22 protein-coding genes are annotated in these 25,456 nt (G+C 42.7%); 13 read left to right on the top strand and 9 right to left on the bottom strand.

The window, feature by feature from the left end; all coding sequences use genetic code 11:
- Positions 1-63 precede the first annotated feature (63 nt).
- From Q0058_RS11530 to Q0058_RS11545, 4 genes are all read right to left on the bottom strand, one after another.
- Positions 64-1,497 (bottom strand): TolC family protein, encoded by a 1,434-nt coding sequence (locus tag Q0058_RS11530; RefSeq protein WP_298224068.1) that lies wholly within the window; start codon positions 1,495-1,497, stop codon positions 64-66.
- Positions 1,484-4,657, bottom strand: a complete 3,174-nt coding sequence (locus Q0058_RS11535; protein ID WP_298224070.1) for an efflux RND transporter permease subunit — start codon at positions 4,655-4,657, stop codon at positions 1,484-1,486. Before Q0058_RS11535 ends, Q0058_RS11530 begins: the two co-directional genes overlap by 14 nt.
- Positions 4,658-4,680: 23 nt before the next feature.
- Complete coding sequence (locus Q0058_RS11540; RefSeq protein WP_298224072.1) at positions 4,681-5,763, bottom strand: efflux RND transporter periplasmic adaptor subunit; 1,083 nt, start codon at positions 5,761-5,763, stop codon at positions 4,681-4,683.
- Positions 5,764-5,923: 160 nt separating this feature from the next.
- A complete protein-coding gene (locus Q0058_RS11545) occupies positions 5,924-6,304 on the bottom strand; it encodes a hypothetical protein (RefSeq protein WP_298224074.1) in 381 nt (126 codons plus the stop codon).
- Between the two features lie 231 nt (positions 6,305-6,535).
- On the opposite strand from Q0058_RS11545, the gene Q0058_RS11550 reads away from it, so the two are divergent.
- Positions 6,536-6,922, top strand: coding sequence for a hypothetical protein (locus Q0058_RS11550; RefSeq protein ID WP_298224075.1), 387 nt, complete (start codon positions 6,536-6,538; stop codon positions 6,920-6,922).
- Positions 6,923-7,025: 103 nt separating this feature from the next.
- Complete coding sequence (locus tag Q0058_RS11555; RefSeq protein WP_298224077.1) at positions 7,026-7,514, top strand: nuclear transport factor 2 family protein; 489 nt, start codon at positions 7,026-7,028, stop codon at positions 7,512-7,514.
- A 97-nt stretch (positions 7,515-7,611) separates the two neighbouring features.
- On the opposite strand, the gene ytxJ is transcribed toward Q0058_RS11555, so the two are convergent.
- On the bottom strand, positions 7,612-8,010 hold the full coding sequence (gene ytxJ, locus Q0058_RS11560; RefSeq protein ID WP_298224079.1) for a bacillithiol system redox-active protein YtxJ: 399 nt from the start codon (positions 8,008-8,010) through the stop codon (positions 7,612-7,614).
- A gap of 138 nt (positions 8,011-8,148) precedes the next feature.
- Here ytxJ and clpB point away from each other — a divergent pair, with 138 nt between their 5' ends.
- Positions 8,149-10,752 carry an ATP-dependent chaperone ClpB gene (gene clpB / locus Q0058_RS11565; protein ID WP_298224081.1) on the top strand — a complete coding sequence of 868 codons (2,604 nt, stop codon included), beginning with the start codon at positions 8,149-8,151 and terminating at the stop codon, positions 10,750-10,752.
- 59 nt (positions 10,753-10,811) lie between these two features.
- Here clpB and Q0058_RS11570 read toward each other — a convergent pair whose 3' ends face one another.
- Complete coding sequence (locus tag Q0058_RS11570) at positions 10,812-11,093, bottom strand: hypothetical protein (protein ID WP_298224083.1); 282 nt, start codon at positions 11,091-11,093, stop codon at positions 10,812-10,814.
- A gap of 219 nt (positions 11,094-11,312) precedes the next feature.
- Between Q0058_RS11570 and Q0058_RS11575 the strand changes: the two genes are divergently transcribed.
- From Q0058_RS11575 to Q0058_RS11590, 4 genes are all read left to right on the top strand, one after another.
- The gene (locus tag Q0058_RS11575; protein WP_298224085.1) at positions 11,313-11,795 is read left to right on the top strand and encodes a hypothetical protein; all 483 of its coding nucleotides are present in this window, start codon (positions 11,313-11,315) and stop codon (positions 11,793-11,795) included.
- Between the two features lie 12 nt (positions 11,796-11,807).
- Entirely contained in the window at positions 11,808-12,275 is a 468-nt protein-coding gene (locus Q0058_RS11580; RefSeq protein WP_298224087.1) for a LuxR C-terminal-related transcriptional regulator, read from the top strand.
- 94 nt (positions 12,276-12,369) lie between these two features.
- Complete coding sequence (locus tag Q0058_RS11585; protein WP_298224089.1) at positions 12,370-12,891, top strand: DUF4199 domain-containing protein; 522 nt, start codon at positions 12,370-12,372, stop codon at positions 12,889-12,891.
- Positions 12,892-12,919: 28 nt separating this feature from the next.
- Positions 12,920-13,333: a VOC family protein gene (locus tag Q0058_RS11590; protein ID WP_298224091.1), complete on the top strand. Its 414-nt coding sequence runs from the start codon at positions 12,920-12,922 to the stop codon at positions 13,331-13,333.
- Positions 13,334-13,470: 137 nt separating this feature from the next.
- On the opposite strand, the gene Q0058_RS11595 is transcribed toward Q0058_RS11590, so the two are convergent.
- The 3 genes from Q0058_RS11595 to Q0058_RS11605 form a co-directional block, all read right to left on the bottom strand.
- On the bottom strand, positions 13,471-15,714 hold the full coding sequence (locus tag Q0058_RS11595; RefSeq protein ID WP_298224093.1) for a M1 family metallopeptidase: 2,244 nt from the start codon (positions 15,712-15,714) through the stop codon (positions 13,471-13,473).
- Between the two features lie 416 nt (positions 15,715-16,130).
- Entirely contained in the window at positions 16,131-17,444 is a 1,314-nt protein-coding gene (locus Q0058_RS11600; protein WP_298224095.1) for a PKD domain-containing protein, read from the bottom strand.
- On the bottom strand, positions 17,441-17,941 hold the full coding sequence (locus Q0058_RS11605; protein WP_298224097.1) for a hypothetical protein: 501 nt from the start codon (positions 17,939-17,941) through the stop codon (positions 17,441-17,443). Before Q0058_RS11605 ends, Q0058_RS11600 begins: the two co-directional genes overlap by 4 nt.
- 199 nt (positions 17,942-18,140) lie before the next feature.
- On the opposite strand from Q0058_RS11605, the gene Q0058_RS11610 reads away from it, so the two are divergent.
- From Q0058_RS11610 to Q0058_RS11635, 6 genes are all read left to right on the top strand, one after another.
- Entirely contained in the window at positions 18,141-19,694 is a 1,554-nt protein-coding gene (locus Q0058_RS11610; protein WP_298224099.1) for a bifunctional response regulator/alkaline phosphatase family protein, read from the top strand.
- Between the two features lie 124 nt (positions 19,695-19,818).
- A complete protein-coding gene (gene tsaE / locus Q0058_RS11615) occupies positions 19,819-20,226 on the top strand; it encodes a tRNA (adenosine(37)-N6)-threonylcarbamoyltransferase complex ATPase subunit type 1 TsaE (RefSeq protein WP_298224101.1) in 408 nt (135 codons plus the stop codon).
- A 93-nt stretch (positions 20,227-20,319) separates the two neighbouring features.
- Positions 20,320-21,513, top strand: coding sequence for an alanine dehydrogenase (locus Q0058_RS11620; RefSeq protein WP_298224103.1), 1,194 nt, complete (start codon positions 20,320-20,322; stop codon positions 21,511-21,513).
- Between the two features lie 69 nt (positions 21,514-21,582).
- The gene (locus Q0058_RS11625; protein ID WP_298224105.1) at positions 21,583-21,957 is read left to right on the top strand and encodes a DUF4258 domain-containing protein; all 375 of its coding nucleotides are present in this window, start codon (positions 21,583-21,585) and stop codon (positions 21,955-21,957) included.
- 203 nt (positions 21,958-22,160) lie between these two features.
- Positions 22,161-25,064, top strand: coding sequence for a gliding motility-associated C-terminal domain-containing protein (locus tag Q0058_RS11630; protein ID WP_298224107.1), 2,904 nt, complete (start codon positions 22,161-22,163; stop codon positions 25,062-25,064).
- Between the two features lie 36 nt (positions 25,065-25,100).
- Positions 25,101-25,456 (top strand): PorP/SprF family type IX secretion system membrane protein (locus tag Q0058_RS11635; protein ID WP_298224109.1); only part of this gene is annotated, 356 nt, incomplete at its 3' end.

Below are 25,456 nucleotides of genomic sequence, written 5' to 3' on the forward strand. Positions count from 1 at the left end.
CGTAAAATATAAACGCATAAAAAAACCGGACTAAATCAATAATCCGGCTTTTTAATTCATGTATTATTTCCAACCGCCGCCTAAGTCCCTATAGATGTGAAGCGCAGCATTGAGCTGTTCTTTTTTCGTTTCGATCAATTCGAGTTTCGATTCAAGCGCATCGCGTTGCGTCATCATCACTTCAAAATAATCGGCGCGCGCGGATTTAAACAAATCGCCGGCCACATCAATCGAGCGGTTCAAAGCATCGACCTGTTGTGATCTGAGCGCATAGCTTTTATCGAGGTTGCTGATTTTCGACAATTGATTGGACACTTCAAGATAAGCATTCAAAATCGTGCGCTCGTAATTGTACATCGCCTGCAACTGTCTCGCATTCGCGTTCTTAAACTCGGCCTTGATTGCATTTCTGTTAATCAATGGCGCCGCAATATCGCCCGCAAGGGAATACAACAACGATTCCGGAAGTGTAAATAAATAAGACGGTTTGAACGCCTGCAATCCGTAAGTTGCGGAAATCTCAAGTGAAGGATAAAACTCAGCACGCGCGGCTTTGACATCGAGTTTTGCAGCAGCCAATTCGAGCTCCGCCTGTTTGATATCAGGTCGGTTTTCCAACAATTGCGATGGAATTCCCGAAGTTACCGCATTAGGCAACAAAGTCAAAAACCCGCTTTTCTCACGTTTGATTTCCTGCGGATAACGCCCAAGCAAAAAGTTGATGCGGTTTTCGGTTTCCTTGATTTTCTGCAGGGTTTCGAATTCCATGCTTTGCGAGGCTAACACTTCTGCACTGAATTTCTGTACCGCGAGTTCCGTGGTTCTTGCGGCTTCTTTCTGCACTTTGACGATTTCGAGTGCTTGGTTCTGTAGCTTGATATTTTCGCGGATCACTTCAAGTTGGTTGTCGAGCGAAAGCAATTCGTAGTAAGAATCGGCAATCTCCGAAATCAGATTCGTTACGACAAAATTCTTACCTTCAATCGTTGATAAGTACCTGCTGATCGCAGCTTTTTTAGAATTGCGTAGTTTCTTCCAGATATCGACTTCCCAATGTGCGTAGGCTGCAAGCGTGTAATCCTGCAACGGATCGGGCATTTCTATTCCGGGTTTAATTTCAGTCGAAGCATCACCGGCGCCCTGGCTCGTATACCTTCCTACTTTTTCAACGCCTGCTCCTGCCCTCACCCCAACGGTTGGTAACAAAGCGCCTTTGCGAATGCGGATGTCATTTTTCGCCATCTCAATTTCCTGCATCGTGATCTTGAGTTCCTGATTGTTCTGCAAAGCCGTGTCAATAAGCGCTACAAGGTTTTTGTCCTTGAAAAAGGTCTTCCAGGATTGCTTGGCCATATTGGTCGTATCCTTAGAATCGGTAAAAGATTCCGGCAACGCAATATCAGATTTTGACGCGACGATGGCTGGTGTCTTACAACTTACCGCAGCCAGACAAACGCCGAATGCGATAAGGTATTGGTATGATTTAAACTTGTACATTATGATCGATTTCTTCGGTTAATGGATTTTCTTCTTCGTTCTTCACAAACTTGGTTTTCTCGGAAATGGTTGCGAATATGTAATACAATCCCGGAATAATGATGACCCCGAAAATAGTTCCGATAAGCATCCCGCCGAGTGCCGCGGAACCAATCGTACGGTTACCAATTTTTCCCGGACCGGTCGCAAAAACCAACGGAATCAATCCGGCGATAAACGCAAACGAAGTCATCAGGATTGGACGGAAACGCGCGGCGGAACCTTCAATCGCCGACTTAAATACGGAATCCCCGGCGCGGTGTCGTTGTGCGGCAAACTCTACGATCAAAACCGCATTTTTACCCAACAGACCAATCAGCATGACCATGGCGACCTGAGCGTAAATGTTGTTTTCCAATCCGCAGAACTTTAACATTAAGAAAGCTCCGAAAATACCGGCCGTCAATGATAAGATTACCGTAAACGGAAGGATGAAACTTTCATATTGCGCGGCCAGAATCAGGTAAACGAAACCGAGACAGATTAGGAAAATATAAATCGCTTCGTTTCCACGACCCACCTCATCTTTAGAAATTCCGGCCCAATCAATACCGAAACCTCTAGGAAGTTTTTTGGCGGCCACTTCATTGATTGCGGCAATCGCTTCTCCACTACTGTAGCCCGGCGCCGCCTGACCACTGATTTCTGAAGCGTTGTACATGTTGTGTCTGGTAATCTCTGACAATCCGTAGACTTTTTCCATTTTCATGAAGGCGGAGAACGGCACCATTTCATCGCGGTTGTTTTTGACATACAATTTAAGAATATCTTCCGGCAAAGCTCTGTATTCGGGCGATGCCTGTACCATGACTTTATACTGGCGGTCGTATTTGATGAAACTAATCTCGTAATTACTGCCGACCAAAGTCGAAAGCGTGTTCGTCGCATTTTCAATCGTGACGCCTTTCTGTTGGGCAAGATCGTTGTCGATCCTGAGCATGTATTGCGGGAAACTCGCGCTGTAAAACGAGAATACCGACGACAGTTCAGGGCGTTTGTTGAGTTCCTTCACAAAATCGTTGTTGACTTCTTCCATTTTTTTGTAATCACCCGAACCTCCTTTGTCGAGCAGACGCAACTCAAAACCACCAGCGGCGCCATAACCCGGAACGGCCGGCGGTTGGAAGAATTCAATCGTGGCACCAGTAATGTCTTTCGATTTCTTTTCAAGTTCTTCAATGATTTCCTGGGCCGAATGTTTGCGGTCTTCCCAGCTTTTGAGGTTGATCAGACAGGTCCCTGAGTTCGATCCGGTTCCTTCAGTCAGGATTTCATATCCGGCAAGCGACGAAACTGATTTCACGCCTTCAATAGTCGAGGCGATTTTCTGTAACTTTTCAGCAACCTCGTTAGTTCTCTCGAGTGTAGCACCCGGCGGCGTCTGGATTACAGCGTAAAACATTCCCTGATCTTCATTCGGAATGAAGCCCGAAGGCAGGCTGCCATTGAGGAAATAAGTTCCTATACAGAATGCCACTAGAAGACCAAAAGTGATGGTGCGTCTGTTGACAATCGCTTCCAATAATTTGCGGTAACGGTCTGATACACCGCCGAACCAGTTGTTGAAACCATCGAGGATTCGGTTGATAGGCGTTTTCTTTCTGGGCTCGCCATGCGTATTCTTTAACATCATCGCACAAAGTGCTGGCGTCAATGTTAAAGCGACTACTCCCGAAAGGATGATCGAAGTCGCCATCGTAATCGAGAATTGTCGGTAGAAAATCCCTACTGGTCCGGACATAAACGCTACCGGAATGAATACCGCAGCCATCACAAACGTAATCGCGATGATGGCACCACTGACTTCATGCATCGCTAATTTGGTGGCCTTCATCGGTTTGAGATGCTTGGTTTCCATGTTCGCGTGGACGGCTTCGATGACGACAATCGCATTATCGACGACAATACCGATCGCCAATACCAAAGCGAATAAAGTAATCAGGTTTAGAGTGATGCCAAACCATTGCATGAACAAGAATGTTCCAATCAAAGAAACCGGAACTGCAATAGCCGGAATCAAAGTCGAACGCCAGTCGCCAAGGAATAAAAACACTACTAAACCTACGAGCAAGAAAGCTTCAATCAATGTGTGCAGTACTTTTTCAATCGACGCATCAAGAAATTTGGAAACGTCGTAACTGATTTCGTAATCCATGCCTTTCGGGAACGATTCGGCTTTGATTTCTTTAAGTTTCTCTTTGACATCTTTAATAACTTGACTCGCGTTACTTCCGTAGGATTGCTTCAATACAATAGCTGCTGAAGGACGTCCGTTCAGATTCGAATAGATATCATACATCGAGCTTCCGAATTCAATGTTCGCCACATCTTTCAAACGCAAAAGTTCCCCATCAGGTGTGGCTTTGAGGATGATGTTGCCGTATTGCTCTTTCGTGGTGTAACGTCCCGGATATTTCATCACGTATTCAAAAGCCTGTGAGCGTTTACCAGAACTTTCGCCTGTTCTACCCGGAGAAGCTTCAAGGCTTTGCTGGCTGAGCGCTTCCATGACTTCATCAGCGGAAATTTTGTAAGCGAGCATGCGGTCAGGTTTGAGCCAGATGCGCATCGCATATTCACGGTTTCCTAAAATGTCCGCATCTCCTACGCCATTGACCCTTTTGAGTTCAGAAAGCACGTTGATGTCGGCAAAGTTGTAGAGGAATTTCTGGTCCATCGACGGATCGGTGCTGTAAAGATTCACATACAACAGCATGTTCGATTCTTCACGCGTAATCTTCACGCCTTCACGCACCACAAGCGGTGGTAATTTGTTGACTACAGAAGCCACCCTGTTCTGAACGTTTAGCGACGCTTGGTTCGGATCAGTTCCTAAATTAAAGATAACCTGAATCGAAGCTTCACCGTCGTTACCGGCATCGGAAGCGATGTATTTCATTCCCGGAACACCGTTGAGCGCGCGTTCGAGCGGGATCACTACAGATTTGGTCAAAAGTTCGTTGTTGGCGCCGGGATATTCCGCAGTGACATTCACCTTGGGTGGCGAAATCGATGGGAATTGGGTCACCGGCAACTGGATTAGCGCAATAGCTCCGAGGAAGACGATAATGAGCGAAATGACAATCGACAGTACCGGCCTTTGTATAAATTTATTGAACATATTTTACGATTTAAGGATTTGTACTATTCTGCTTTCAATCTCAAGTGCGACAATACCGTTTCGGGTTTGAGATAATCGTAGCTGATCTTGTCGTTATCCTTGACATTCTGCACGCCTTCAAGCAGGATTTTATCGGAAGCCGCGAGCCCGCTTTGTACCACATATAAATCCGGCAATTGTCCGGTAATCGAAATTTCCTTCGACTTCACGGTATTGTTGGCATCGACTACGAAAACGTACATCTTATCCTGAATTTCGTAAGTGGCTTTTTGTGGAATGATTAAAGCTTTGTTGACCGGAACCGTCATTTTTACTTTTCCGGTTTCGCCGTTTTTGAGCAGCTTGTCATTGTTTGGAAATTTGGCGCGGAAGGCGATGTTACCCGTTTCGCTGTCGAATTCGCTTTCGATAACCTCAACGTTGCCTTTGTATTTGAGCAGGTCGTTGTTGGCCAAAAGCAAACTCACTTGACTGTCACCGCGGCCTTTGACATTGTTCTGATATTCGAGATATTCAGGTTCTGAAACGTTGAAATAAGCGAACATTTGGCTGTTGTCTGAAAGTGTGGTCAGCAATTCGCCTTCATCAATCAGGCTTCCGAGTTTCTTTGGAATTCTATCAATAGTGCCCGAAAACGGTGCGCGGATTTCAGTGAAGGAAAGGTGTAATTTCGCCAGAGCAACCTCTGCTTTTGCTTGTTCGAGTTTTGCGGCTGCCATAGCTTGTTCACTTTTAGAGACTACATTTTTATCGGCGAGCGTTTTGGCATTTTGCAGTTCGATCGATGCGGCTTTGGCTTCGGCTTCGGCTTTCTGGAGTTCTGCTTCATACATTTTCGGCATGATTCTGAACAATACTTGACCGGCTTTAACGAACTGGCCTTCATCGACATAAATATTTTGCAAATAACCTTTTTCCTGCGCACGGATTTCAATATCACGCAGCGAACGGATCTGTGCCACATATTCTTTGGTGAATGAAGTATCAATGACGGCGGCATTGGTAACAGTGTATTTGGCAGTCTCTTCCTTTTCTTCTTTTTTTGTGGTGCAACTGATTAGGCACGACAAGGCAATCAAGCCCGTGAATACAATTTTTTTGTTCATGGTTTTAAATAAAAATGGTGCGGTTAGGACGCAAATGAAATTGGAAATGTTTCGTATGTAAAAAGAACAGCCTGTCGAGGAAAACCTAAACCGCTGTGAATAGAAATGGGTCAGCTGCGGATCTGTCGAAACAGCCCGGGAGCAACCGAAGTGATTGAAATCAAATTCTTAAAACGCGTTGGAAAATGTAGAGGGGCGTTGACCCGACAAAAAAGGATCGGGATAATGGTGAAGTTTTGTATTGATAATCCGAAGCATATAGGAAATCAAGTGCCAAACACCATTGGTTTTGCAAAGCAACATGGTGGTTTTGAGGCTGCTGATGGTCACCGCTTTCCTGAAAATCATCAGTTCTGACGTAATCTTCCTCGAGATCGAATTCCGTGACATCAAGCACGCTGACGATATGGTCTGTGCTGGTTTTATACTGTTGGTTTTCTTTCGATTTTCCGACTGAAAAATCTTGGGTATGTGCGTAGAATCGTTGGCCTGCGCCAAGCAGGAGCAATAATAAAAATGCTTTTAAAACGATTCCTTTCATATCGAGGCCGAAATTAATAAAAAGAAAAAATGCAACGCAAGACAAAAACATAACTTTAACACTAAAATCCTACGAAATCGATTGCAAGAGCCGATTTATATGCATTCGGAACTGCTTCACTTTTTAAAACGGAATTTATCTCCAAAATTTTGCAATTAATTCCAACCATTGTATAATAGAAGTATTGCTCTTGTTTGCAACTTTGTACCATAATCCTAAATGCTACAAAAAATGGATCCAACTACTCAGTTGTTTTGGCTTTTCACTGGTGCCATTCCGATTTCATGCATAGCCTGGACGGTCACCAACGAGGAAATTTTTAGAGAACCGCGCGAATATTGCATCAAAAGAAGTATACTATCAAAAAAGTTGCTTTCAAGGAAATTCTTCTACCTGTTTACCTGCGAATATTGCTTCAGCCATTACATCACGATCTTATTCATTTGCTTCACCAATTACAAACTATTGCTTCCAGATTGGCGTGGTTACCTCCTTGCGGGTTTTGCACTGGTCTGGATCGCCAATATCTATATGAGTCTGTTCGCCTTTTTGCGTCAGGGTATTAAGAAAGAGCGCATCGAAATCAAAGACATCGAACAACACATTCCCAAAAAATAGAATGATTGTTCACGTCCTCGATTCCATGTAACGATTCTTCTTGCTTCGCTACTAACGATGACATCACAAAGTGTCAAGAAACTGACGCAACAATCATCAAATCATGGCTTACAAAACAATCATTCCCTTCGCACTGCTACTAACCCTAATGGGTTGCGGCATCCAACAACACAACAACTACCAGCTCACCAAAAACTACCAACCCGACAATCCAGAATTGTATCGCGAAATTGTGCAGGCCGATTCGCTGTTTTTTGGCGCTTACAACACTTGCGAAAAAAATCTCGACACCTATGCCGCCTATTTTTCTGACGATATTGAATTCTATCACGACAAAGGCGGACTCATGACTTCAAAAACCGAACTCATCGCTGCTACTAAGAAAAACATTTGCGGAAAAGTCACGCGTGAATTGGTTCCCGGAAGTCTCGAAGTTTATCCGATTAAAGATTTTGGCGCCATAGAAATCGGTCTGCACAAGTTTCACAACAGCGCCGAACCCAATGCCATATCAAAATCCGGAAGGTTTATGGTCGTCTGGAAATCCGAAAATAAAACCTGGAAAATCGTAAGAGTCGTGAGCCTGCATTAAACTAAAAAAAGGGCGTTCCCTGACGGTCGGGCCATCCGCACTCGCTTTTTTACGCCGAACGCCGGCGCAATAAGAGCTCAGACAACTGCTGCTACCCCTAACGCAAATTCAACTGCGCACGCAAATCCTCCACATCAATCGCTCCGTGCGACGCATCATAAACACAATTCCCGTCTACAATCAACAACAATTGCGGCGATTGGTGCGTGATGTTAAAGCGTGTGGCGACTTCATTTGAGATTGAACGATACGCCAGCAAATCCAAGAAATACGATGTGACTTTATCATTAAGGTCAAACTGGCTTTCAAACTGTTTCAACGCCATTTTGCTGATGCCACAAGTCGTACTATGCTTGAAGATCAAAACCGGTTTTTCAGAAGAAAGCGTGATGATTTCATTCAGTTGGCCCAAATCCGTCAATGGAATCCAGTGAACGTTTGAAGTTCGTTCGTTTTGATTTTCCGAACCGCCAAATAAAGAAGAAAATAAACTCATTTTGTCGTGTTTTAAGTCATTTTGTCGCTTGTAAACCCTTGATAACAGACACTTTGTCCTGATTTCATCCTTGGAACAACTATTGACAAAATGCAGCCAAAGTTACTTCTTTTAAACACAACTAAAAACCCAAAAAACATGAACATTAATAAATTCACCATCAAATCCCAGGAAGCGATCCAACAATCGCAACAGCTGGCCCAAAGTTTAGGACACCAACAGATTGAAAACGAGCATCTTTTCAAAGCCATCTTTGAGGTCGATGAGAACGTGCTCCCGTTCCTATTGAAAAAACTCAACGTAAATGTTTCGCTTGTGCAGCAAATCCTCGACAGCACTTTGCAAAGTTTTCCGAAAGTTTCGGGCGCCGATGTGATGCTTTCGAGAACCGCGAACGCCACGTTAAACGAAGCCGAAATCATCGCCAAAAAAATGAACGACGAATTCGTTTCAGTCGAACATTTGATCCTAGCCATTTTTGCCTCCAAAAGTAAAATCGCGCAAATCCTCAAAGACCAAGGTGTCACCGAAAAAGGACTACAAGCCGCGATTGACGAATTGCGCAAAGGCGAACGCGTGACTTCCGCTTCGGCTGAAGAAACTTACAACGCCTTAAACAAATACGCGAAAAACCTCAACGAACTCGCCAAAAACGGCAAACTCGATCCTGTCATCGGACGTGACGAGGAAATTCGTCGTGTTTTGCAAATCCTGACCCGACGCACCAAAAACAACCCAATGCTTGTCGGCGAACCCGGCGTTGGTAAAACCGCAATTGCCGAAGGTTTGGCGCACCGAATCGTAGATGGCGACGTACCCGAAAACCTAAAAGACAAAATCGTGTTCTCGCTCGATATGGGCGCGCTGATTGCCGGAGCGAAATACAAAGGCGAATTCGAAGAACGATTGAAATCGGTTGTCAAAGAAGTCACGGCTGCCGAAGGCGATATCGTTTTATTCATTGACGAAATCCACACACTTGTCGGTGCCGGCGGTGGCGAAGGCGCGATGGATGCCGCGAATATTTTAAAACCAGCCTTGGCGCGTGGCGAACTCAGAGCCATCGGTGCCACAACTTTAGACGAATACCAAAAATATTTCGAGAAAGACAAAGCGCTCGAACGACGTTTCCAGAAAGTCATGGTGGAAGAACCTGATACTGAAAGCGCCATTTCAATTCTGCGTGGCATCAAGGAAAAATACGAAACGCACCACAAAGTGCAGATCAAAGACGAAGCGATCATCGCGGCTGTAGAGTTATCGCAACGCTACATCACGAACCGTTTTCTTCCCGATAAAGCCATCGATTTGATGGACGAAGCTGCGTCAAAATTGAGAATGGAAATCAATTCAAAACCTGAAGAACTCGACGTTTTTGATCGAAAAATCATGCAACTCGAAATCGAAATCGAAGCGATCAAACGCGAAAAAGACGAAAGCAAACTCAAAGGTCTCGGCATGGAACTCGCGAACCTCAAAGAAAGCCGCAACGAGATCTTCGCCAAATGGAAATCCGAAAAAGATGTCGTCGATAACATCCAGGCCGTGAAAACCGAAATCGAAGATTTTAAATACGAAGCCGAACGTGCCGAACGCGATGGCGATTACGGAAAAGTAGCCGAAATCCGTTACGGAAAAATTAAAGAAGCGCAAGCAAGATTGGATGTTTTGCAGAAACAACTGCTCGAGAACCAATCCGGAACTTCATTGATTAAAGAAGAAGTCACACGTGAAGATATCGCTGAAGTCGTCGCCAAATGGACCGGAATTCCCGTCACCAAAATGCTGCAAGGCGAACGCGAAAAACTCTTGCGTTTGGAAGGTGAATTGCACAAACGTGTCGTGGGTCAGGAAGAAGCAATTGTGGCCGTAAGCGACGCCGTTCGCAGAAGCCGCGCCGGTTTACAAGACATGAAAAAACCAGTCGGAACGTTTTTATTCCTCGGAACCACCGGTGTCGGAAAAACCGAATTGGCCAAAGCTTTAGCGGAATATTTGTTCGATGATGAGAATGCGATGACGAGAATCGATATGAGCGAATATCAGGAACGCCACAGCGTGAGCCGTTTGGTCGGAGCGCCTCCGGGTTATGTAGGTTACGACGAAGGCGGACAACTCACCGAAGCCGTCAGAAGAAAACCGTATTCCGTGATTTTGCTCGACGAGATTGAAAAAGCGCATCCCGATACTTTCAATATTCTATTACAAGTGCTTGATGAAGGACGATTGACCGACAACAAAGGCCGATTGGCGGATTTCAAAAATACGATCATTATCATGACTTCGAATATAGGAAGCCAAATCATCCAAGAGAAATTCGAGAATTTAAAAGGTGGCATCGAAGCCGCAACCGAAGCTGCGAAAGTCGAAGTGTTAGGTTTGCTCAAACAAACGGTGCGCCCGGAATTCATCAACCGCATCGATGAGATTGTGATGTTTACGCCGTTAACGAATGCCAACATCGCACAAATCGTAGGATTGCAACTCAAAAGTGTCACCAAAATGCTTGCGCAACAAGGCATCACAATGGATGCGACACCAGAAGCCATCGAATATCTTTCTCAGAAAGGTTACGATCCGCAATTTGGAGCACGTCCGGTGAAACGGGTGATTCAAAGAGAAGTCTTAAACGAATTGTCGAAAGAAATTCTGGCAGGAAAAATCTCGACCGACAGCATCGTGTTGATTGATGCTTTTGACGGAAAACTGGTTTTCAGAAATCAGGCGGAACTTGTGAAATAATACAAATTCATTATAAAAGAAAAAGCACCGGTCATCGTATCGGTGCTTTTTTATTGTCTTCAAATTGACATATAAATCCTGTGAATCGGAATGCCAACGCCTTGCTTGAGAATGACGCTTTTATCGGTCACGGCCCAAACCGTAGTTTCGACCATGCGTTTGGATTGGCTGTCTTCAAAAAAGATTTTGATTTTGGAATGTTCCAGATTGCCTAATGCCTGTGCGCGATTCAGATCGGAATGGCGCTGGTGGATGGCGTGATTGTCCTGTAAAACTTCGCTGTGGGGAAATTTAAGCGTTTGGATGCGCTCTTTTTCGATGGGTTCAAAAAGGGTTTTCATAATATTGAAATTAATAGATTAGCGTAATTTAAACCATAGTGTTCCCTTTAAGTTGCTATTTTTTTATCGATGTTCTTTTGTAAAACATGCGATGACGGCTTTCCCCTACTTTGCCCGCTATTAATTTTAAAACGCCACAAATCAACTTTAATTTTATTGCTAAAAAATTAAAATTGGTAACTATTAATTCTTTATTTTTGAAATCTTTACCAACAAAACATGAAAAAATTACTTCTCCTATTGCTCGGTTTTACGATTCATGCCCATGCGCAGGATGCTTCAACAGTAACTGCAACGCCAACACCGGTTGAAAAAACTTATCGTTCGACAGAGGTCGATGTCAAGCCGCAAATCAAAGAAGGAAATTATACGCTTTCGATGTTCATCAGTGATAATTTCAAATTCCCACCGGCAATCAAAAACAAAAAAATTACAATTTTCTCTAGTTTCATCATCGAACCTGATGGAAGCATGACGGAAATTAAAGCGTTTCATATCAACGTTAAAGATTACATCAAAACTGATGTCGTGAAAATAGCAACACAGGACGAAAAAATCAACGAAGCTGACCAAATCGAAACGATGAAAGGCGAAACCGTTCGTGTACTCAAGCTGTTCAAAAAAACTTGGGAACCGGCGATGAAAGATGGTAAACCCGTGCGTTGCCTTTACAATTACCCAATCAATTTTAACATTGAATAACCGCTCAGCGTCATGTTATTGACCTTCAAAAAATACAAAGAGAGCATTGGCTACGGAATATCTTTAGCGCTGCTCTTTTTTTTATTGCGCTGGCTCGAACTCCGGTTACTCATTTTCAGCCATCAATTTGAGGTTTACGTAGGCGCGATTGCCATACTTTTTACGGCTCTAGGCGTTTGGCTCACGAATAAAATCACTAGCCCGAAAGTTGAAACCATTATTGTTGAAAAAGAGGTTTTGGTGCGTGACATTCCATTTACACGCAATGAGGAAACCTTAAGCCAACTCAAAATCAGCAAAAGGGAACTCGAAGTGCTAACATTGATGGCTGCAGGAAAAAGCAATCAGGAAATTGCCGCGTTATTGTTCGTTTCGCTGAGTACGGTGAAATCACATGCCGCGAATTTGTTTGAAAAACTCGATGTCAAACGAAGGACGCAAGCGATTGAAACCGCTAAAAAACGCCATATTTTACCTTAGTACTTTAGTTCGGTTTTTATAAAATCATCCTTAAGTATGAGTGATTTTGCCATGCGAATACTAACCTTTGCGGTACTAACTTAATTCATCTGTTATGAAAAAAATCATTATTACTTACGGGCTAATCGCCGGTTTCATCGTGACCTTATTTATGGTCTACGGAACCTTTATGTATTACAGCAATCCGGATTTCAAACCTTCAATGGTGCTCGGATTTACGGGAATGTTTATTGCATTTACGTTTGTTTTTCTGGGTATCAGGAATTTCAGGGACAAACAAAACGGAGGCGCCATCACTTTCGGAAACGCTTTTAAAATCGGGGCTTTGATCAGCATCATCGCCTCTTCTTGCTACGTTGCGGTTTGGCTCGTTGAATATTACGCTTTCTTCCCAGATTTTATGGATAAATACACCGCACTCGAATTGAAGCACGCGCAGGAAAGTGGTATCACCGGAGCTGAATTGATGGCCAAACAACAGGAAATGAAAACCTACGCGGAATGGTATAAAAACCCAATTATGGTGATACTAATGACATATGCAGAAATCTTACCTATCGGATTGGTCATCGCATTGATCAGTTCCTTAATTCTGAAGAAAAAACAAAATTTATAGTAACTTATAACAACTTGATTTCAAAAAAATGGCGAGACAAATTTTCATCAATTTAGCAGTAAAAGACCTTCAAAAATCTATGGACTTTTATACTGCATTGGGCTTTACCAACAATCCCAAATTTTCGGACAACTCGGGAAAATGCATGGTTTGGAGTGAAAACATTTATGCAATGCTTTTAACCCACGAGAAGTTTGCCACTTTTGCAACCAAACCAATTGCAGATACAAAATCAAATGTTGCAGGGCTTTTTTCTTTATCGGTTGATAGTGTTGACGAAGTAAATAACATTGTAACAAACGGACTTAACGCCGGTGGAACAGAACCCAGCGGAATGAAAGATTACGGTTTTATGCAACAGCGAACTATTGAAGATTTTGACGGGCACACCTGGGAAGTTTTTTATATGGATATTTCAAAATTCCCAACCGAACAACCTTAATAATAATTAACGCTTCACTGTTAATGCTTTAAAGGCAAAACGCCAAAGTAAATTAATTCATAAAAACACGAATTCCACTAATTCTCCCGGATTAAATCTGAGGGAATTAGTGGAATTGTTATTTTTAATGGCTTGTTTTATTGCTCTCTCGTAAATAAAATTTCAGCACCCTGAATCAACTTCATTTCGGTTTTGGCTTCGTTGAACTGAATTTCGATACCATAAGCCGTATCCGTGAATCGGTCTTTACCCGCAGGCTCTAAATAAATTGGCCCTTGTCCGGTAGCGACACCTTTGAGCATATTGTTTTCTTCAGTGAAAGTGATTTTGATTGGAATTTGTTTGCTTGAAAAAGTGCCCAAATAAGGATCGAGGATGACGTCTTTCTCCAATTCACCTTTGCCTGCAGCCCAAGTGTTGTTAGCCACATTATAATCCGGAAAATTGTGGTTCGGATCAATCGTGATGCTTTCTATTTCTTCAGTCGTTCCGGATTTGATGGTCCAGGAATCATTGCGCATCCAAACTTCTACAGGAAGCTTCACCTCTGAAGTTTTGCCGCTTTTGGTTTTGATTTCCAATACTACAGGCATCGCCATTTTTTCAAGATTGTCAATCGTAATTAACGCGCCTTTTGCCGGATCGTTTTTGAGGTATTTTACTTTGCGGATGCCTTGATCTAGTCTCCAATTGTTGATGAACCAGCCTCTCCAGAACCAGTTTAGATCTTCACCACCGACATTTTCCATAGTCCTGAAAAAGTCATCCGGAGTTGGATGCTTGAACGCCCAACGCGCGATGTAAGTACGGAACGCATAATCAAAACGCTCTTTTCCTAAAATCTGCTCGCGCAACATTGTCAGCCCGGAACCTGGTTTGTAGTAGCACAATAGGCCGATGCTTTCTTCTTTCATAGCATCAGGTGTACTATAAACCGTTTCAAGATTCGGATCGGTTAAAAACACGGCGCTGTTGTTCATATTGTCGACACGTCCTTTGTACTCGCCGTTATTAAAATCCTCAGCGCTCAACGAATTGATGAACGTATTGAATCCTTCATCCATCCAGGCAAACAAACGCTCGTTAGAACCCACAATCATTGGAAACCAGCTGTGTCCGAACTCGTGATCGGTCACGCCCCAAAGATCGTTTCCTTTTGAAGTGTATTCACAGAAAACAATTCCCGGATATTCCATTCCGCCTTCGTTTCCGGCTACGTTTGTCGCTGCAGGATAAGGAAATTCGAACCAACGTTTTGAATAGTTTTCAATCGATGCTTTCGTATACTCAGTGGCCCTGCCCCAAGCAGCATCGCCATTGCTTTCCACAGGATAAGTAGAAATCGCTAATGATTTTTTTCCGCTTGGCAGGTTGATTCTCGCGGCATCCACAATAAAAGCTGCTGAAGAAGCCCAGGAAACATCGCGCGCATTTTTGATTTTGAAACGCCAAGTCAGCGTAGATTTTCCTGCTGGGCGTGAAGCCGGACTGGTCACTTCTTCCGCGGAACGGATGATCACGGTTTTGTCGCTTTGCTTAGCGGTTGCCCAACGTTTTTGTTGTTCTGCCGTGTATACTTCTGAGGGATTTTGCAATTCGCCTGAACAAACCACGATATGGCCTGAAGGTGCCGTAATCGCGACATCGAAATCGCCGTACTCTAAATAAAATTCCGCACCTATATATGGATTGGTGTTCCAGCCTCTGACATCGTCATAAACACACATTCTCGGATACCATTGTGCAATCGTGAAGATTTTTCCGTTTTTGGTATCCTGAACTCCGGTGCGGTCAGAGCCATATTTTGGGGAAATGTAGGAGAAGGCAATTTTTACTTTGATGCTCGCCCCACCAGATTTCAGGTCTTGTGGTAACTGGATTTGCATGCGCGTATCAGAAATGACGAACTTCACTTCTTTTTCAGCAGGTTTTCCGTTGACCGTCGAAACGATTGAAACGGATTTGATTTTGAAACCGCCGTCAAGGATCTCGCCCTTAGTTCCGCCCCTGCTTCCTGAAAGACTGATTACGGCATTGCCGCGCGAATCGGATTTGAACGCATTCTGGTCTAAATGCATCCATAGAAAAGACAAGGCATCCGGACTGTTGTTGGTGTATGTTAGTGTCTCTGTTCCTTGAATTTCATTCGTAGCTTCATTGAGCTGTGCGGTCAACTGATAATCTGCCCTGTTCTGCCAGTATTTCGGCCCGGGCTGTCCGCTTGCGGAACGTGTGTCGGTGCCGTTCTTTGTATAAAAATCTGGTGAAAACGTATCATGATAGTTGTATTTGGATACGACCGGCGCTTGTTGTGCATGCACAAAAATGATTTGAAAAAAGAAAGTCAGTAACAGACAGACTTTGAGAGCAGTGCTTTTCATACTAAAGAAATTTAAATTTAATTACCATCAGTCTTGGAATATTCTTTTTGTTACAAAAATCATCCTGATATTCTTAAAGGAGATTTGTAAAAGAATCATGGTAAAAATATCAAATTCCGTGAGATAAAATCATTTAAAGATCTTTAGTATCTGTTTCTTGTTTTTCTATTTGATTTTGCGGCAACGTTTCCGGTTCGGGTTCGGAAACTATCGGATTTCTTTTGTGCTTATCCGAAACGGTATACAGCAACTTACTGATCAGATAAGAGCCTAATATTGAAAAACTCAAGACAATAATTAATTTGAAAATAGAGCCCATAATATTAATAATAAAAGTAGATAGTAGGTACGAAATGAGAAACGAAAAGTATTTCTAATTATTGAGGTTTTTTAAAATTTAACAACCTTGGAGCGGTTTACTCTTTGATGATTTTATATCGTTTTATTTTTTGATTGTCCCAAGCGGTTAAAATATATGTCCCGGTTGGTAACGCAGAAAAATCCTGTCGCTCGATGTTCTTTCCTGTGAAAATCTGACGGCCATTCATATCCGTCAACAAATAATCGGCATTCTCCCATCGGATATTCAATCGGAACTGTGCATTAAACGGGTTTGGATAAACAACAGCATCGTTTGCAACGCTATTTTGATTGACGCTCAAATTTCCTATGACAATCGTGAAGGTATAAGTATCCGTGAATGAACCGTTGCTAGCGGTAAGCTGCACCGTATAAACACCATCCGCTGCAAAAGTATGGGTTGGATAGGCTTCCGAACTGGTATTGGCGGCACCGCTGGTCGGATCTCCGAAATTCCAACTGTAAGTGGTGGCATTGGTGCTTAAATTCTGGAAATAAACTTCCTCGCCCGCAGCCGGATTTGCTGGTGCATGCGTAAAAAGTGCCGTCGTGGCAAAATCGCGCTGGTTGTCTAAATAGGTGACATTTGTAGTGACCCAATTCCCTGTGGCATTGCTTTGCGTAACGACAAGAACAGGTTGCTTTTTGGTAGTGTCAAACCATTTGAGTTCGCGGGTAGTGCGGATCGTTCTTGGCAATCCCGTTCCTAAAAGCGCAATCGAATCGTTCGAAACCAAAGTCGTTTTCATGCGCAATACATTGGAAAACGAACCATAAGGCGTTGTCAGGCTTCCCCAACCATCGACTTCGTTCGTGCGCACCAATGTGTTTTCCTGATGCAATAAGGTCGGGATATCAATCGTGTAAGCCGAATTGTCGGTATCGGTATTTCCGTATTGAATTGGGAAATGATAAATGATGTCGGAATCTGCATACTGATTTGTGATTGGAATCTGGGTTCCGTTGTAATCGACCTTATAAGCGCTTCCAGTCTGTCTCAGATCGGCTGTGGATTTTTTATAATAATTGTTCGCAGCCGTAATGCCGACAACTTGTCCCGGAATATTCAACGTTGGCGTTTCATTGGTGGTGGACGACAAATTCGTATTGTTGGTATTGTAGATGAAAAGCCATAAGAAACCCGTCGAAGTGGGATTTCTGAATTGCAGTTCCGTTTGCGAAGTGCCTGTCAAAGTAGCGAAATTCCAATTGAAATTGGTGCCTGTACTTTCATAATCAAGTGTCAATTCGCTTGCCGAAGTATTGTAAAAAAGATCGCCGATAGCCGCGTACTGGCTCGAATTATACACCGCTTGGCCATGCATTTGAAAAACGGCCAATACAATTAATAACGAAATTATTCTTTTCATGGCTCCTGTTTTAATAATGACTTTAAAAAATCGAGATAGACTTTGCCTCTTTGCTCTGCAAGGTAATCTAAAAAACACATCATTGAAGACTGTATCACCAGCCCAATACCGATGCCTTTTCCTAAAGAAAGTGAAGGACAAAAAAACCACAGCATCAAACCTAAAGCAATGCAACCGATTTCAGCCTTAAAATAAAGCGCGAGGTTTTTGACATGCATTTCCATCCGCGGGATTTCCTTGTCCTTAATCATGTCGAAATCTTTCTGGATGAAATAGCTGATGCTTACAATATCCATATCGCTTCGCAGGTAAACCATGCCGCCAACAACCAACTGGATTACGCCAATGGCTGCGAACGCATACGAAATTCCGTTGTAGAAAGGAGTGCCTTTGGCCAAAAAATAAACCATGAGCACCAACGAAAACAAACCCATAAAAATACAGTAAGCGCTATCCTTTTTTTCGGCCTTAAAATAGTGGTATACTGAATCTACCATAGAATCCATTTTGGTTATACTTAAAATTTTGGAAAACAAATGTAAACAATCAGGTGAATTTTCTGCAGTAAAAGCAATAAAACCGATGATCTGCAGATTTTTTGGTTCCAAAAACAACTTTACAATAACTTTAAGAACTAGCCGTTGTATATTTGACAGCTTTCCTGCGTTAAACCATTCAAAATCTCAATACAAAAAAATGGATCAAATCAAAATACTTTGGGTCGATGATGAAATTGATTTACTAAAACCCCACATCCTGTTTCTCGAAAAGAAAGATTTCAATGTTACCACCTGCAACAATGGCCGGGATGCCATCGATATGTTTGATGCGGGCGATTTCGACATCGTTTTTCTGGATGAAAATATGCCGGGCATGAGCGGTCTGGAAACTTTGTCTGAAATCAAAGAGAAAAAATCTTCGACACCCGTAATCATGATTACCAAAAGTGAAGAGGAATATATTATGGAAGAAGCCATCGGTTCTAAGATTGCGGATTATCTGATCAAGCCCGTCAATCCGAACCAAATCCTGCTCAGCATTAAAAAAAACCTCGACCATACCCGATTGGTATCCGAAAAAACCACGCTCGATTACCAGAAGGAATTCCGAAAAATTGCTATGGAAATGGCTGTAGTAAATTCCTATGAAGAATGGGTTGAATGTTATAAAAAACTGATTTTCTGGGAACTGGAACTCGAGAATATCCAAGACCAAAGCATGGTTGAAATCCTCGAATCGCAAAAAGTCGAAGCCAATACGCAGTTCGGAAAATTCATCGAAAAAAACTATGAAGACTGGTTCATACCGAAAGCTGACAAACCCATTCTATCGCATAATTTGTTCCGTGAATTGGTGGTTCCCGAGATTACCAAAAAAGACAAATCGATCTTGTTTGTGGTGATTGACAACTTAAGATATGACCAATGGAAAGTCATTGAAAGCGTTGTCGCCAACCATTACAAATTAGAAAAAGAAGTGCCTTATTACGCCATTTTACCAACCGCTACGCAATACGCCAGAAACGCCATTTTCTCAGGATTGACACCTCTGGAAATGGAAAAACAGTTTCCGCAATACTGGAAAAACGACGTGGAGGAAGGCGGAAAAAACCTTTACGAAGCCGAATTCTTAACCGCACATTTAAAGCGTCTCGGGTTAAACATCAAACAGGAATATTTCAAAATCACCAATCTGGCGAACGGGAAAAAACTTGCTGAAAATTTCAAAGCACTCAAAGACAATGACCTTGTGACGGTAGTTTACAATTTCGTCGATATGCTCTCGCATGCCAAAACCGAAATGGATGTCGTCAAAGAACTCGCGTCTGATGACAAAGCGTATCGTTCGCTGACATTGAGTTGGTTTAAAAATTCGCCTTTACTGGAGATTATCCAACAAGCGCAAAAATTAGGATTCAAACTGATCATTACGACCGACCACGGAACCATCAACGTCAAAAACCCATCGAAAGTCATTGGCGACAAAAACACGAGCCTCAACCTGCGCTATAAAACTGGTAGAAGCCTGACTTACGAAGACCGCGATGTATATGCGGTGCGCGATCCGAAAAGCATCGGTTTACCCGCGATTAATATGAGTAGTTCTTATATTTTTGCGAAGAATGATTATTTTCTGGCTTACGTCAACAATTACAACCATTATGTGAGTTATTACCGAAATACGTATCAGCATGGTGGGATTTCGCTCGAGGAAATGATTGTGCCGCTGCTAGTGTTTAATCCGAAATAGTATTTTTTTAATGAAATTCAGGCCGCAGTTTCACAGCTTCAAGATTGTTCATTCAATTTTTAAATCTGTGACGCAGCGGTTCTTTTTTTAAACTATTTTTGTACTGTTAAAAACCCAAAAAGATATGACGCTTACGTTTTCATTGGACGATATACACCAGATTGCCCAACAAATTCTTGATAAAAAACCTAAAAAAGTAATTTTATTTTACGGTGAAATGGGCGCCGGTAAAACAACGTTAATCAAAGCTTTAACCAAAAAACTTGGCGTAGATAATGCTACGAGCAGCCCGACTTTTTCATTGGTGAATGAATACCAGACGGATACCGAAGATTTAGTCTACCACTTCGATATGTACCGCCTCAAAAACGAACACGAAGCCTACGATATGGGCATGGACGAATACCTTTATTCGGATCATTGGTGCTTCATTGAATGGCCTGAAAAAATCCCAACTTTGGTTCCGCACGAACACAGTACCGTGAAAATAAAAGCACTTCCTAACGGCGATCGTGAACTTGAATTCCGATAATCAAATGGCATTTTATTTTCATTTTGATCCTCGAAAAAGTAGGTTGGAATAAACCTTTTTTTATAACTTAGACCGAAATTAGCATGTAGCATTATGGCGTTAACTCCTTTCACCAAACAACAACTGCTCCCGCAGGAAGAGAAACTCGAAATCGCAAGGCACAAAAGCGAACTCTTCATCGGCATTCCCAAAGAAACCAGTTATCAGGAACGCCGCATTTGTCTGACGCCGGATGCCGTCAATTCGTTGACTTCGCATGGCCATCGCGTGATGCTCGAATCGGGTGCCGGACTCAGCGCGAGTTACAGCGATAAGGAATACAGCGATGCAGGCGCGGAAATCACGAGCGATACCAAAAAAGTACTCAGTTGCCCGATGTTGCTCAAAGTGGAACCGCTGACACGCGAAGAAATTAAGATGGTCAATCCTGAAACGATTGTCATTTCTGCGATACAATTGAAAACACGCAAAAAAGAATATTTCGATGTGCTGATGAAAAAGAAAATCACCGCACTCGCTTTTGAATACATCAAAGATGAAGATGGATCGTATCCTGCCGTGAAATCTTTAAGTGAAATTGCAGGAACGGCTTCGATCCTTGTTGCGGCTGAACTCATGATCAACAACCTGTTCGGAAAAGGATTGCTGTTCGGGAATATTACCGGCGTTCCTCCTACTGATGTTGTCATTTTAGGCGCGGGAACAGTCGGCGAATTCGCTGCCAAAACTGCGCTTGGATTGGGAGCCAATGTCAAAGTTTTCGACAACTCGATTACCAAATTGAGACGTTTGCAGAACAACTTAAACCAACGCATTTTTACTTCGACAATCCAACCTAAAGCATTACTCAAGGCTTTGCGTCGTTGTGATGTGGCCATTGGAGCGATGCGCGGCAAAGAACGTTGTCCGGTGGTTGTGACTGAAACCATGGTCGAACACATGAAGAAAGGTGCCGTGATTGTAGATGTCAGCATTGATACCGGAGGCTGTTTCGAGACTTCAGAAGTCACCACACACGAGAAACCGACGTTCATCAAACACGACATTGTGCATTATTGTGTGCCGAATATTCCGTCGCGTTATTCCAAAACGGCTTCGCTTTCGATCAGTAATATCATTACACCATACTTGTTGCAAATTGCGGAAGACGGCGGGATTGAAAGTGCGATCCGTTGCAACAAAGGCTTAAAAAATGGAGTGTATTTATACCACGGAATCCTGACCAACAAAGCCATTGGCGATTGGTTTGATTTGCCAGACAGCGACATCAATTTAATTGTGTTTTAAGCAAACTTTCCTTTACCTTTGCGCGCTCTGGACCATTAGGTTCGACTCAACTTTAGTTAAAAATTCAACATGAGATTACGCCACCGTTTCGCCTATTACCTGATCGGATTCACGATGGGATTGTTTTTCGTTACCGCAATGTTTATCGGAAAAGATACGCGTTGCAATTATTTTCCTAATGCCCGCGTGCTCAATGATCTCAGGAACAAACCTTTCCAATATTCCGACCGCGCCGAGCAAATTCTTTCCGAAAAGTGGATGGACAGCACTGATATCAAAAACACTTTGACTTATGGCGATGTCGATTTCGACAAAAGCAATATCGCTGTTGGAAACGGAAAGCGTTACATCATTGAAGGAAAAACTACTAAAAACCAAGCGATTATACTTGAAGTTGTCAACTATCCTGAAAAAGCAGTTTTGACGAATATCACTAAGCAATAGATTTTTTTGGCGACCCTGCCTGCCATTCCGTATTTTCAATCAATTGCTTTACAAAATTTGGTCTGATGTGATTTTAGTATTGAAATTTATTTTTTTCCATTTCATATTAATGAACTACAAGATTGTGAGGAAAAATTATTGTGCCTATATTTGAAGATTGTGTTTTATATTTTCATGTTTCACATTTACTATCGTATAGTTTTATGGGCAAAAAATATTCTTTATTCAGTAGCATTTTATTTCTGGCCTTTTGCTCTGTTAAGGCTCAAAACCTCATCAACAATGGTGATTTCGAAAGCGGTGGCAATGGCGTCGGGTTTAACGTCAACAGTTGTTGTTATAACGAAATCACACCTCCTTTTTCAGGCGCAACTTTAGGGGGAAATTATGCCGTGACCAACAATCCGGTAGCCATGAATACTAATTTTTCACCGGGTGGCGATCATACCAGTGGAACCGGAAACATGCTCATCGTGGATGGAACTACTACCGGAGGCAACCAACGTTTCTGGCGCGCGGGCAACAATGGCGGCGGAATTTGCAATTTAACGATCGGAGCTACTTATATTTTCAGTTATTGGATCAAATCGCTTTCGGTGCAGAGCAGGGCCAATATCGGTTACGAATTTAACCACGCCAACAATGTTACCTTAATTTCCGGAAGTACTTTAGCGCCTTTGCCTGCTGAGGGTTGGCAACAAGTGATTTATAGTTTTACACCGGGCAACAACTGTGTTAATTTTGAATTGTGGAACTCCACAACGGCAGAAATCGGAAATGATTTCGCCATAGATGATGTCACGTTGACTGGCCCACCATTGCCTTTTACTTTAAATTATTCGAGTATCAATCCTTCTTGCACAGGCACTTCTGACGGCAGTATTGTAGGTTATGGTGCGGGTGGCAATGCGCCTTACGTATTTACTTTAACCGGTCCGTCGGGTAGCGTCAATAATGGCAGCGGCATTTTTACGGGATTAGCGGCAGGAAATTATTCGCTAAATATTCTTGAAGGCGCCGATGGGGAAATCACGATCAACAATATCTTATTGACCAATCCTCCTAATCTTACGGTGAGCAATCCGGTTTCAATCTGTCCGAATGGAAGCACGACATTAAGTGTCAGCGGCGGAAACGGATACACCTGGACTTCAAACCCTTTCGATGATTCTTTGGTAAGCAATAGTACAAACCCTACGGTAACACCCGATGTGACTACAACTTATACTGTAACATCAACCAGTTCAAGCAATAACAATCTTGTTTTTAATGGTGATTTTTCTGCGGGAAATATGGGGTTTGTGACCGATTATGTTTATTACAATCCGAGCAATCCGTCTGCCTTACAACGCGCTTATGGCATCACGACCAATGCTCATGACTGGTCGTCTTTTTTTTCAGATTGTACCGACCATACTTTGGGAACTGGAAATATGCTTGTGATGGATGGTTCGAACATCAATGCCGGCAATGATAAGTTTTGGTGCCAGACCATTCCGGTAACGCCCAATCAGAATTATACGTTTAGTTATTGGATCCAAACGGTTGCCTTACCGGTTCCTGCGAATATTGCTGTGGTTATTAACGGACAAACTATTGCCACCCAATTGGCTCCGGGGACGACCTGCGATTGGGAACCCCGAAATTATAACTGGTTTTCAGGAACGAATACTACAGCTCAAATTTGTCTGTATGATCGCAAAACAGATGAAATAGGAAATGATTTTGCCATTGATGACATTGCTTTTAGAGGCACTCCAAGTGCTTGTTCCCTTTCTGCATCAGTGATCGTCACGGTCAATTCGGGAGCGGTACCTGATTTTCCAACCCGTTTAAATCTTTGTTCTGGCGCTACTGCTCCCATATTGCAAGCTACTTCTCCAAACGGAATCACAGGCGTTTGGACACCGACTGTAATTAACAATACGACATCAGGCACCTACACCTTTCAACCCAACGCGAACCAATGCGGTACTTCAGTGACTTTGCAGGTAACTATTCTGACTCCTGTCACACCCACATTCAACATCAACCCGATTTGCGAAGGAACAACTGTAAGCCCATTGCCGACGGTTTCATTAAACAACATCGCGGGATTCTGGACTCCAGCATTCGATAACACTACTACGACCACTTATACTTTCAATCCTGCGCCTGACCAATGTGGCGGCGGTACTACTTTTGAACTCGTCGTCAACCCGAAAATCACACCAACCTTCGGACCAGTCGGACCTTTTTGCGAAGGTGGCATTATCAGCGATCCGTTACCTCTTTTATCAACTGAAGGAATTTTAGGAAGCTGGTCGCCAATGTACAACAACATGGCAACTACAACCTATACTTTTACACCAAATCCCGGACAATGCGCGACCACAAACACTTTAGAGGTAGTCATTATCAATGCGAACATCATCCCCACTTTCGATTTTGGGAACACGATTACAACTTGTTTACAACCCGTCAGTGAAGTTCCGCCAATAGCGCTTCCTACAACTTCTGACAATGGTATTCCCGGATTTTGGTCACCAGACACTATTAACTATTCCGTTTTAGGTCAAAGCATTTATACTTTCACACCCATTGTAAATACTTGTGCCTCAAATTTTATTTTGACGGTTAACATCATTGAAGCTCCAGAATTTACAATCCATGCGGGTTGTGACGGAGAGAATTTTGTTTTGAGTGTGAACCAAAATGAAGTTTCAAATGCTACTTACACTTGGTACAATGCAACCAACGAAATCATCTCGAATGCTGCTTCGATAATTATCACAGAAAAAGGAGATTTTAAAGTAATTGTAGTGAACAACAATGGCTGTAGCGTTGAACAAGTGATCAATATTCCATCGGTGTATTGCAAAATCCCAAAAGGAATTTCTCCCAATACCGATGACTTGAATGATTTTTTCGATTTGAGTAATTTAAATGTAAAACAGTTGCAAATTTTCAATCGATATGGAACAGAAGTCTATTCCAAATCCGATTATAAAAAAGAATGGGACGGAACAACCAATAACGGAAAAGAACTACCTGACGGAACTTATTATTATGTGATTAATTTTGAAACCGGTAAATCAAAAACCGGCTGGGTATACATCAATAAATAATATTCTATATTGTATGAAATTTTTAAAACGCAAGCCATGAAAAAAACCTATTTCATCTTACTCTTCGCCACGTTGTTGGGTATCGACGCCAACGCCCAGCAAGACCCGCACTACACGCAGTATATGTATAATATGAACGTGATTAATCCGGCCTACGCAGGTTCGAAAGAGAATTTGTCTTTCGGATTGTTATACAGAAAACAATGGGTAGACATCGAAGACGCTCCGGCAACCTTCTCACTTTCAGGATCATTGCCTGTCGGGAAAAATGTCGGTGTCGGACTTTCGATAATCTCTGATAAAATTGGCCCCGTGGAAGAAAACAATGTGTATGGTGATTTCTCGTATACATTGAATTTAGGTGGCGAACACCGTCTGGCTTTTGGTTTGAA

The sequence above is a fragment of the Flavobacterium sp. genome (genome assembly GCF_027484705.1).
Classification (GTDB): Bacteria; Bacteroidota; Bacteroidia; order Flavobacteriales; family Flavobacteriaceae; genus Flavobacterium.